Origin of the sequence: Streptomyces sp. W1SF4, from assembly GCF_003950035.1 — a bacterium.
Taxonomy (GTDB): domain Bacteria; phylum Actinomycetota; class Actinomycetes; order Streptomycetales; family Streptomycetaceae; genus Streptomyces; species Streptomyces racemochromogenes.
Map to the genome: position 1 here is coordinate 6,022,703 of NZ_CP034350.1, position 11,324 is coordinate 6,034,026.

General features: G+C 75.0%; 6 protein-coding genes and 1 riboswitch. Of the genes, 4 read left to right on the plus strand and 2 right to left on the minus strand.

The genetic code is table 11. From position 1 onward, the window contains the following. The first annotated feature begins 18 nt into the window (after positions 1–18). The gene (locus D1J60_RS28135; RefSeq protein ID WP_125822975.1) at positions 19–1,260 is read left to right on the plus strand and encodes a GNAT family N-acetyltransferase; all 1,242 of its coding nucleotides are present in this window, start codon (positions 19–21) and stop codon (positions 1,258–1,260) included. Positions 1,261–1,276: 16 nt separating this feature from the next. On the opposite strand, the gene D1J60_RS28140 is transcribed toward D1J60_RS28135, so the two are convergent. Then, a complete protein-coding gene (locus tag D1J60_RS28140; protein ID WP_125822976.1) occupies positions 1,277–3,493 on the minus strand; it encodes a germacradienol/geosmin synthase in 2,217 nt (738 codons plus the stop codon). Positions 3,494–3,628: 135 nt separating this feature from the next. Then, entirely contained in the window at positions 3,629–7,249 is a 3,621-nt protein-coding gene (gene cobN / locus D1J60_RS28145) for a cobaltochelatase subunit CobN (RefSeq protein ID WP_125822977.1), read from the minus strand. Positions 7,250–7,281: 32 nt separating this feature from the next. Beyond that, positions 7,282–7,439: riboswitch (cobalamin riboswitch) on the minus strand. A 355-nt stretch (positions 7,440–7,794) separates the two neighbouring features. Between cobN and D1J60_RS28150 the strand changes: the two genes are divergently transcribed. The 3 genes from D1J60_RS28150 to D1J60_RS28160 are packed head-to-tail and all read left to right on the plus strand — an operon-like array spanning position 7,795 to position 11,241. After that, complete coding sequence (locus tag D1J60_RS28150; RefSeq protein WP_164720979.1) at positions 7,795–9,090, plus strand: cobalamin biosynthesis protein CobG; 1,296 nt, start codon at positions 7,795–7,797, stop codon at positions 9,088–9,090. A gap of 4 nt (positions 9,091–9,094) precedes the next feature. Continuing rightward, entirely contained in the window at positions 9,095–9,742 is a 648-nt protein-coding gene (locus D1J60_RS28155; protein ID WP_125603406.1) for a precorrin-8X methylmutase, read from the plus strand. After that, complete coding sequence (locus D1J60_RS28160) at positions 9,739–11,241, plus strand: precorrin-2 C(20)-methyltransferase (protein ID WP_125822978.1); 1,503 nt, start codon at positions 9,739–9,741, stop codon at positions 11,239–11,241. Before D1J60_RS28155 ends, D1J60_RS28160 begins: the two co-directional genes overlap by 4 nt. The last annotated feature ends 83 nt before the right edge of the window (positions 11,242–11,324 follow it).

Below are 11,324 nucleotides of genomic sequence, written 5' to 3' on the forward strand. Positions count from 1 at the left end.
CCGATTAGTCTCCGGATCATGGTGGACATCCGCGAGGTACCCGAAGCCGACATCGACCGCGCTCAGGAGCTCGCCTACCTGGTCTTCCACGACCGCCCGGAACCGGAGACACGCGAACGGCACCACCGCCTGCTCGCACGCTGCGCCCGCCTCGGCGCCTACGACGGCGACGCACTGGTCGGCTTCATGGCCGCCCACCCCTTCCGCCTGTCCGTGCCCGGCGGCACCGACCTCGCCGGCCCCGGCCTCACCTTCGTCTCCGTCGCCCCCACCCACCGCCGCCGGGGCGTCCTGACCGCCCTCATGGACGAACAGCTGCGCCGCGCCGGCGCCGACGGCAGCCCCCTCCTCGTCCTGTGGGCCTCCGAAGCCGCCATCTACGGCCGCTTCGGCTACGGTGCCGCCACCCAGGGCGCCACCATCGAGATCGACTCCACCCGGCCCCTCGCCCTGCGCATCGACCCCGACCCGCGCCCGCTGCGGCTGGTCGACCCCGACGAGGTCCCCACCGTCATCGCCCCCTTCCACGAAGCCGCCCGCCGGACCCGGGCCGGCCGGCCCAGCCGGAGCGCGGAGCGCTGGGCCCAGGAGTGGCTCTGCGAACAGGACGAGGAGGACGAGGAGCTGGGCCCGCCCCGGATCATCGCCCTCGGGGAACCGGGGGAACCCGTGGCGGGCTACGTCCTCTACCGCACGAAGCACGAGGACGACGGGGCGCCGCCCGCCCGCGGCGGCCCGGGCCTCGTCCGCGTCGAGGAACTGGAGGCCGAGACCCCCGCCGTCGCCGCCGCGCTGTGGCAGTGCCTGGCCTCCCTCGACCTGACCGGCAAGGTCTCCGCGTGGGGCCGCCCCCCGGACGACCCGCTGCTGCACTTCGCCGCCGACCGGGACCAGGTCAGGGTCACCGCCCAGTACCCGGCCCTGTGGCTGCGGCTCGTCGACGTACGGGCCGCGCTCACCGGGCGGTCGTGGGCCGCCCCCGTGGAACTCGTCCTGGACCTCGCCGACGCCCGGCTGCCCGCCAACGCGGGCCGGTTCCGGCTCAAGGCCGGGCCCGGCGGGGCCACGTACGAGACCGCCCGCGCGGAGCCCGACCTGTCCCTGGACGTACGGGAGCTGGCCGCCTGCTACCTGGGCGGGACCCGGGTCGCGGAACTCGTCGCCGCAGGGCTCGTCGCCGAGCACCGCCCCGGCGCGGCCGCCGCCCTCGACGCGGCGCTGCGCACCGGGCCGCTGCCGCACACCTCCGACGAGTTCTAGCGTCCTCCAGCGGGTTTCAGCGTCCCGGGATCCGGGCCGCCGCCATGCCGAAGCCGCCGCCCAGGACCAGCGTGGACAGGGCGTCGACCGGCGGCCGCAGGTCCTCGTCCCGGTAGCGGCGGGTCGTCCGGTGCCAGTGCAGGACCCCCGCGAGCCAGTCCCGGAGCCCGCCGACGTACGCGTCGAGCCCGGCCCGCGCCCCGGCGTCGAGCCGCTGGTCGTCGCAGAGGACGGGCAGCCGGTCGGCGGCGATGTGCTGGAACTCCTCGACGCGCTGAGCCAGCAGGGAGTGGCAGATGTGCAGCGCCTCGGGGTAGCCGATGTCGAAGAAGTTCCGCGTGACGAGGACGTGGTTGTGCACCTCGCCCTCGAACTCGACCTCCTTGCGGTAGGAGAAGATGTCGTTCACGAGACACCCGGCGTCGGCCGCCGCGTTCTCCAGCGACCGGATGGTGCCCGACCGGTACACCTCGTCGGGGATGCCCCGGCCCTCCTGCCCCAGCCGGCACATGTACATGGTCATCCGGGAGCCGAACGTCAGACGGCGCATCTCCGCGTAGTCCACCGGGTCCGGGACCCGGCGGTGGAACTGGTTCTCCACCTCCCACACCCAGCTCTCCAGCATCTCCACCATCGTCGCCCGGAACTCGGCGCGGGCGGCCGCGGCCATGCCGCGGACGGTGCGCGCCCACAGGTCGGCGAGGCCCCGCTCCAGCACGGTCACCGGCGCGGGCCCCGCACCGCCGTCCTGCGGCGGCATCATCGCGACCAGCCGCGCGGTGGCCGCCCTGGCGCCCGCGATGTCGCCGGTCCGCCCGAACACCACGGGGTAGTAGTCGTCCGCGTACGTTCCCCAGGTCAGCCAGCACGCGTTGAGCAGCAGCGCCGCGGCGGTCGCGGCGGGGGCGATGGCGGCCGAGCAGAGCGCGAAGTCGTAGCCGCGCAGCTTCTGTTCGTCCCAGATCGCCGACCCCGGGTCCCCGGGCTGCGCGTCCAGCAGCCCCGTCCGCCGCGCCCACGCCACCGAGCCCTCGCGGGCGTGTCCCAGGTGCGGGCTCAGGCGCAGCTCGTAGGGCATCCGGATGTCGGGGAGGAGCAGCGGGCCGGTCTTCTGGTACGGGACGTGGGTGAAGGAGCGGCGGCGCAGCTCCATCGAGCGGCGGGTGAAGGCGGAACGCAGGTCGAAGGCGCTGGTGCCGAGCCCGGAGGGGAGGAAGGGCAGCGTCGTCCGGCCGGTGGCCCGGGCGCCCTCGTTCATGTAGCGGCTGGAGGCCATGTGCCATTCGTGGCCGCCGGACTGCCAGTCCTGAAGGCCCTTGGTGTAGGCGAGTACGGCCGCGGTCTCGGCGGGCGTCAGGGCGTGTTCGGCGAAGAGGCGGGGGAGTTCGGTCAGCGCGGTCTGCTCGAACTGCTGGAGCCGGGAGGTGATCAGGTCGTTGGAGACCTCGGCGGCCTGCTGGGTGGTGCAGCCGAGGAAGGTCTCCAGCACCAGGACGGCGTTGGAGAGTTCGCCCTCGTCCTCCACCTCGCGCTGGTAGGAGAAGAGGTCGTTCCTGAGGTGCACGGCGTCGGAGAAGGCGTCGCGCAGGACGCCCAGCGGCCGTGAGTGCGCCACCCGCGCCGGCACCTCGGCGGCCACGTACTCGACCAGGCCGGCCGACCAGGGCGCCCCGCCGACCTTGCGGCGCATCTCGATGTACTCCAGGGGGTTCGCCACCCGGCCGATGCCGATGTTGGCGAGCTCCCACATGGACTCGTCGAGCAGGTTCCTCGTGGAGAGCGAGAACCGCTCCCGCCAGTCCGCCGACATGGCCGGGACCGTACGCGCCCACAGGTCGGCGAGCCCGGCCTCGACGGGGTTGGAGGCCTCGGGGAAACCTTCCGCCAGGTCCATCGGCATGAAGGCGGGCAGCCGGTCCAGGTAGGCCTTCGCGCCGGCCCGGTCCTGGGAGCGCTTGAACATCTCCAGGAAGTGGTCGTCGAAGAAGAACACCCACACGTACCAGTCGGTGACCAGGGACAGCGCCTCGGCGTCGCAGTCGGGGTGCGTGTACGAGCACAGCAGCGCGTAGTCGTGCGAGTCGAGGTCCGACTCCTCCCACACCCCGGACCCCTCCAGCATCCCGAACGCCCGCGCCCACCGCCTGCTGTGGGCCCTGGCCTCCTCCAGGTGGGGGTTGAGGCGCGCCGGGTACGGCACGTAGAACTCCGGCAGGCGGAACGGCTGCGTCACTGCGGGGCCGGCCTTTCGTCAAGGTGCGGGGGCCGGCGTTCCGGCCCCCGCACGAGATCAGCACTGCCCTACCCGCGGCGCCTCCCGGACGAGGGGGAGTTCACCGCTTCAGGTGACGTTCGCACGGGCGTCCGCCTACTCGGCTTCGCCCTCCAGGTTGCCCTCCGTGTCCAGGTAGACCTGGCGCAGCGCCTCCAGGACCTGCGGGTCCGGCTTCTCCCACATGCCGCGGGACTCGGCCTCCAGGAGGCGTTCCGCGATCCCGTGGAGGGCCCACGGGTTGGCCTCCTCCAGGAAGGCGCGGTTGGCCGGGTCGAGGACGTACGTCTGCGTCAGCTTGTCGTACATCCAGTCCGCGACCACGCCCGTCGTGGCGTCGTAGCCGAAGAGGTAGTCGACCGTCGCCGCCAGCTCGAAGGCGCCCTTGTAGCCGTGGCGGCGCATCGCCTCGATCCACTTGGGGTTGACCACGCGGGCGCGGAAGACGCGGGAGGTCTCCTCGACCAGGGTGCGGGTCTTGACCGTCTCCGGGCGGGTGGAGTCGCCGATGTACGCCTCGGGGGCCGTGCCGCGCAGGGCGCGCACGGTGGCCACCATGCCGCCGTGGTACTGGAAGTAGTCGTCGGAGTCGGCGATGTCGTGCTCGCGGGTGTCCGTGTTCTTCGCGGCGACGGTGATGCGCTTGTACGCCGTCTCCATCTCGGCTCGCGCCGGACGGCCCTCCAGGCCGCGGCCGTACGCGTAGCCGCCCCAGACGGTGTAGACCTCCGCCAGGTCGGCGTCCGTACGCCAGTCACGGGAGTCGATCAGCTGGAGGATGCCCGCGCCGTAGGTGCCGGGGCGGGAGCCGAAGATGCGGGTGGTGGCCCTGCGCTCGTCGCCGTGGGCGGCCAGGTCGGCCTGGGCGTGGGCCCGGACGAAGTTCGCCTCCGCGGGCTCCTCCAGCGAGGCCGCCAGCCGGACCGCGTCGTCCAGGAGACCGATGACGTGCGGGAACGCGTCACGGAAGAAGCCCGAGATGCGCAGCGTCACGTCGATGCGGGGACGGCCGAGTTCGTCCGCCGGGACCGCCTCGATGCCGGTGACGCGGCGCGAGGCCTCGTCCCAGACCGGGCGGACGCCGAGCAGCGCCAGGGCCTCGGCGACGTCGTCGCCGGCCGTGCGCATCGCGCTCGTGCCCCACAGGGAGAGCCCGACGGAGGCCGGCCACTCGCCGTCGTGGTCGGCGCGGTAGCGGGTCAGGAGCGAGTCCGCCAGGGCCTGGCCCGTCTCCCACGCCAGCCGCGAGGGCACGGCCTTCGGGTCGACCGAGTAGAAGTTGCGGCCCGTCGGCAGGACGTTGACCAGGCCGCGCAGCGGGGAGCCCGACGGGCCGGCCGGGACGAAGCCGCCGTCCAGGGCCCGCACGACGTGGGCGATCTCGTCCGTCGTGCCCGCCAGGCGCGGGACGACCTCGTTCGCCGCGAAGCTGAGGATGTCCGCGACGGCCCGCGGGTGGTCCGCGGCGACCGAGGGCACCGCCTCCGGGTCCCAGCCCGCGTCCTCCATCGCCTGCACCAGCGCGCGCGCCGTCTCCTCGACGGTGTCCGCCGCGGTGCGCGTCGCCGCCGACTCGTCGAGGCCGAGGGCCTCGCGCAGGCCGGGCAGGGCGGAGGTGCCGCCCCAGATCTGACGGGCCCGCAGGATGGAGAGGACCAGGTTGACCCGCGCCTCACCGGTCGGGGCGCCGCCCAGGACGTGCAGGCCGTCACGGATCTGGGCGTCCTTGACCTCGCACAGCCAGCCGTCGACGTGCAGCAGGAAGTCGTCGAAGCCGTCGTCGTCCGGGCGCTCCTCCAGACCCAGGTCGTGGTCCAGCTTCGCCGCCTGGATCAGCGTCCAGATCTGCGCGCGGATCGCCGGGAGCTTCGACGGGTCCATGGAGCTGATCTGGGCGTACTCGTCCAGGTGCTGCTCCAGGCGCGCGATGTCGCCGTACGACTCCGCGCGGGCCATCGGCGGCACCAGGTGGTCGACGAGGGTGGCGTGCACGCGGCGCTTGGCCTGCGTGCCCTCGCCCGGGTCGTTGACCAGGAAGGGGTACACCAGGGGCAGGTCGCCGAGTGCGGCGTCGGGCGCGCAGGAGGCGGACAGGCCCGCGTTCTTGCCGGGGAGCCATTCGAGGTTGCCGTGCTTGCCCAGGTGGATCATCGCGTCGGCGCCGAAGCCGCCGTCCTCGGACGCCGCCTGGATCCAGCGGTACGCGGCCAGGTAGTGGTGCGAGGGCGGCAGGTCCGGGTCGTGGTAGATCGCGATCGGGTTCTCGCCGAAGCCGCGCGGCGGCTGGATCAGGATCAGCAGGTTCCCGCGGCGCAGGGCCGCGAGGACGATGTCGCCGTCCGGGTTCGAGGAGCGGTCCACGAACATGTTGCCGGGCGCCTCGCCCCAGTGCTCCTCGACGCTCTCGCGCAGGTCCGAGGGGAGTTCGGCGAACCAGCGCCGGTAGTCCGCGGCGGGGATGCGGACCGGGTTGCGGGCCAGCTGCTCCTCGGTCAGCCAGTCCTGGTCGTGGCCGCCGGCCTCGATCAGCGCGCGGATCAGCTCGTCGCCGTCGCCGGAGACCAGACCGGGGATCTCGGCCGCGGGGCCGAAGTCGTAGCCGTGCGAGATGAGGGTGCGCAGCAGCTCCACGGCGCTGGCCGGGGTGTCCAGGCCGACGGCGTTGCCGATGCGGGAGTGCTTCGTCGGATACGCGGACAGGACCAGGGCGATCTTCTTGTCGCGGCGGTCGACGTGCCGCAGGCGGGCGTGGCGCACCGCGATGCCGGCCACGCGCGCGGCCCGCTCGGCGTCGGCCACGTACGCGGGCAGGCCGTCCTCGTCGATCTCCTTGAAGGAGAACGGGACGGTGATCAGACGGCCGTCGAACTCGGGGACCGCGACCTGGGTGGCGGCGTCGAGCGGCGACAGGCCCTCGTCGCTCTCCTCCCAGTCGCCGCGCGAACCCGTCAGGCACAGGGCCTGCAGGATCGGCACGTTCAGGGAGGCGAGCGCGCCCGCGTCCCAGGACTCGTCGTCCCCGCCGGCGGAGGCCGTCGCGGGGCGGGTGCCGCCGGCCGCGAGGACCGTGGTAACGATCGCGTCGGCACCGGACAGGGCCTGGAGGAGCTCCGGCTCGGGGGTGCGCAGCGAGGAGACGTACAGGGGGAGCGGCCGCCCGCCCTTGGCCTCGACGGCGTCGCAGAGGGCGTGCACGAAGGCGGTGTTGCCGCTCATCTGGTGCGCGCGGTAGTACAGCACCGCGACCTGCGGGCCGGTCGCCTCCGTGGCCGGGCGCTCCAGGGCGCCCCAGGTGGGGGAGGCGGCGGCGGGCTCGAAGCCGTGGCCGGTGAGCAGCACGGTGTCGGAGAGGAAACGCGCCAGCTGTTCGAGGTTGGCCGGGCCGCCGTGCGCGAGGTAGCGGTGCGCCTCGGCGGCGATGCCGATCGGAACCGTGGAGGCCTCCATCAGCTGCGCGTCGGGGGCCTGTTCGCCGGTCAGCACGACCACCGGGCGGGTCTGGCCGGCGGCGAGGAGCACGTCCAGGCCCTCCTGCCAGGCGCGCAGGCCGCCGAGGAGGCGTACGACGACCAGCCCGACCCCGTCGAGCAGACCGGGCAGGTCGTCCAGGGGGAGGCGGGAGGGGTTCGCGAACCGGTACGGCACGGGGCCGCCGGCGACGTTCGCGGCGCGGGCGCTGAGCAGATCGGTGTCGGACGTCGACAGCAGCAGGATCATGCGGCGGCAGGCCTTCCTCGGGGTTTCCGCGCCCCGGGCAGTGAGGACGGCGGGAGTTCCTGACTCACCCGGCCGATCGCTCCGCGGGGTTCACAGTGGCGGGACCGCGCCGGAATCGCACCGGGCTTCCTCCCATGTCGCCGTCCTCGGCGGTGACGGGCCGAACGGCCCGTCGGAAGGTCATCTTAGGCGGCCTTTCCCCTGGCCGGGAGTGGGGGTGGGCGGGGCGGTGCCGCACGGCCCGCGTGGGGCGGGTGCGCCGGGAGCCGAGGGCGGGCCCCGCCGCGCGGGCTCCTCCCCGCCCGGCCCTTCGCCCGTTCCCCGGGGCCGCGCCCCGGGGGCCCTTCGGGGCTGGGGCCCGGGCTCGCCTCGGGGCTGGGGCCCGCGCGGGTGCGCCGCGGGCTCGCCTCGGGGCTGTGCCGGGGGTCGGGGGCGGGGGGCTCGGGGCCGTGGTCCGGTGGTCCGGGGGTGGTGGGGCGGAGGTGCTGGTCGGGGTGGCGACGGCCACAGGTCGGGGGTGGGGAATCGTGGGTATGCTCGCGGCCATGCCCCAGCCCCCCTCCGCCGCGTCGCGGGACAAACCCGCCATACGCGAGCGCGGCGACGCCTGTCCCGGCGCGCTGCGGCTGCACGCCGCCGACGACGGGTACCTGGCGCGCGTCCGGATCCCCGGCGGGCTGCTCACCACCGCGCAGGCGTCCGTGCTCGGGCTCGCCGCCGACCGGTTCGGGGACGGGCACCTGGAACTCACCTCGCGCGGCAACGTCCAGCTGCGCGGCCTCGCCGACGGCTGCGGCGCCGGCCTCGCGGAGCTCCTCGACGGCGCCGGGCTGCTGCCCGCGCCCGCCCACGAGCGGGTGCGCAACGTCGTCGCCTCCCCGCTGGGCGGGCCCCGCGTCGTGCGGGGGGTCCGGGAGCTGGACCGCCTGCTGTGCGCCGGCGCCCGGGCGACGGGCCTGTCCGGGCGGTTCCTGTTCGCCCTTGACGACGGGCGCGGGGACGTCGCCGCCCTCGACCCCGACGTGACCGTGCTCGGCGACGGCGACGGCGACGGCGACGGCCGCGGCCGCGGCGGCGACCGGGTGCTGGTGCGGCTCGGAGCCGCGGCCGGGGCCGTCGAGGTGGCCGCGGTCGACGCGCCCAGGGCGGCGCTGCTGGCCGCCGAGTACTTCCTCGACGCCGCCGACGCGGCCGGGACCCGGCCCTGGCGGGTCGCCGAGCTGCCCGACGGACACGCCCTGGATGACGGGGAGTTCGCCCTGCGGCTGGCCGCCGCGGGGATCGCCGCCGACCGGCTGCCCGAGGTGGCCTGGCCGCACGCGGAACCGCCCCGGCCCGGCGTGCACGGCGACGCGCTGTGCGTGCTGCCCCCGCTCGGCCGGCTCGGCTCCGCCCAGTGGCGGGTGCTGGCCGAGGTCGCCGACGCCGCCGGCGACGGGCTGCGCGTCACCCCGTGGCGCAGTGTCGTCCTGCCCGGCGCGGGCGCCCGCGGCCCCGCCGGCGGCCGCGCCGCGCTGGAGGCGGCCGGCCTGGTGACCGGGCCCGGCGGGCCCTGGCAGTCCGTCACCGCCTGTACGGGCAGGCCCGGGTGCGCCAAGTCCCTCGCGGACGTGCGCGCCGACGCGCGTGCCGTCGTAGGACAAGACCACTCCGCGGCCGCGCTGCCCGTGCACTGGTCCGGGTGCGCCCGCCGGTGCGGGCACCCGCGCGGCACCGCCTGGGTGGACCTGGTCGCCACCCCCGACGGGTACGAACTCGACGGCCGGCCCACCCCGTTCGCAGACCTCGCGGCCGCCCTCACGGCCGCACGCACCACCACCACACCACCCGCACCGCAGTGAAGAAATGAGCGAGTACACCGTGTTCGAGTACGAGAAGGACGGCGCCGCGATCTACCGCCAGTCCTTTGCCACGATCCGCGCCGAGGCGGACCTCTCCGGGCTGCCCGCATCGGTCGCCCAGGTCGCGGTGCGCATGATTCACGCCTGTGGCATGACCGACCTCCCCCAGGACCTCGGCTACACCCCCGACGTCGTCCTGCGGGCCCGCGCGGCCCTGCACGCCGGCGCGCCGGTCCTGTGCGACGTGCAGATGGTCGCCAGCGGCGTCACCCGCAAGCGGCTGCCCGCCGGCAACGAGGTGATCTGCACCCTCTCCGACCCGGCCGTGCCCGCCCTCGCCGCGAAGACGGGCACCACGCGCAGCGCCGCCGCCCTCGAGATCTGGCGCGACCGGGGCCTGCTGGAGAACTCCGTGATCGCCGTCGGCAACGCGCCCACCGCCCTGTTCCGGCTGCTGGAGATGATCGAGGAGGGCGCCCCGCGCCCCGCCGCCGTCATCGGCGTGCCCGTCGGCTTCATCGGCGCCGCCGAGTCCAAGGACGCCCTCGCCGCCCACCCCTCGGGCCTCGACCACCTCATCGTGCGGGGCCGGCGCGGCGGCAGCGCCATCGCGGCCGCTGCCGTCAACGCCATCGCGAGCGAGGAAGAATGAGCGACCGTCAGGACACCAAGGGCAAGCTGTACGGCGTCGGGCTCGGCCCCGGCGACCCCTCCCTGATGACCCTGCGGGCCGTCGAGGTGATCGCCGAGGCGGACGTCGTCGCCTACCACAGTGCCCGCCACGGCCGCTCCATCGCCCGCTCGATCGCCGCGAAGCACCTGCGCTCCGACCACGTCGAGGAACCGCTGGTCTACCCGGTCACCACCGAGACCACCGACCACCCCGGCGGCTACCAGGGCGCGATGGAGGAGTTCTACGAGGCCTCCGCCGCCCGCCTGGCCGCGCACCTCGACGCCGGCCGCACCGTCGCCGTGCTCGCGGAGGGCGACCCGCTCTTCTACGGCTCGTACATGCACATGCACAAGCGGCTCGCGGACCGGTACGAGGCCGAGGTCATCCCCGGCGTCACCTCCGTCAGCGCCGCCGCCGCCCGCCTGGGCACCCCGCTCGTGGAGGGCGAGGAGGTGCTGACGATCCTGCCCGGCACCCTGCCCGAGGAGGAGCTCACCGCGCGCCTCGCCGCCACCGACTCGGCGGTCGTGATGAAGCTCGGCCGTACCTTCCCCGCCGTCCGGCGCGCCATGGAGGGCAGCGGCCGCCTCGCCGAGGCCCGCTACGTCGAGCGCGCCACGATGGAGGGCGAGCGGACCGGGGTCCTCGCGGACACCGACCCGGACAGCGTCCCCTACTTCGCCGTCGCCGTCGTGCCCAGCCGCATCGGCAACCCGGGCAGCGTCCCCTCCGGACCCGGCGAGGTCGCGGTCGTCGGCACCGGCCCCGCCGGGCCGCTGTGGCTGACCCCCGAGACCAGGCGGGCGCTGGCCGACGCGGAGGTCCTCGTCGGCTACACCACCTACCTGGACCGGGTGCCGGTCAAGCCGGGCCAGGTGCGGCACGGCTCCGACAACAAGGTGGAGTCCGAGCGGGCCGAGTTCGCCCTCGACCTCGCCCGGCGCGGCAAGCGGGTGGCCGTCGTCTCCGGCGGCGACCCCGGGGTGTTCGCCATGGCCACCGCCGTCCTGGAGGTCGCCGGGCAGGCCCCGTACGAGGACGTCCCCGTACGGGTGCTGCCGGGCGTCACCGCCGCCAACGCGGCGGCCGCCGCGGCCGGGGCCCCGCTGGGCCACGACTACGCCACCCTCTCGCTCTCCGACCGGCTCAAGCCGTGGGAGGTCATCGCGGAGCGGCTGCGCGCGGCCGCCGCCGCCGACCTGGTGCTCGCCCTGTACAACCCGGGCTCGCGCAGCCGGACCTGGCAGGTCGCCAAGGCGCGGGAGCTGCTGCTGGAGCTGCGCGCGCCGCAGACCCCGGTGGTCGTGGCACGGGACGTGGGCGGCCCGGAGCAGTCGGTGCGCGTGCTGACGCTGGCCGAACTGGAGCCGTCCGAGGTGGACATGCGGACGATCCTGCTGATCGGTTCCTCGCAGACCCAGGTCACGCGGCGGCCCGACGGCTCGCACGTGACGTGGACGCCGCGCCGCTACCCGTGAGCCGGGGGCTGGGGCTGGGACCGGCGTTGGGGCTGGGGCTGGGGCTGGGGCTGGGCTGACGGGGCGCCGGCCGTCGCCCGGGC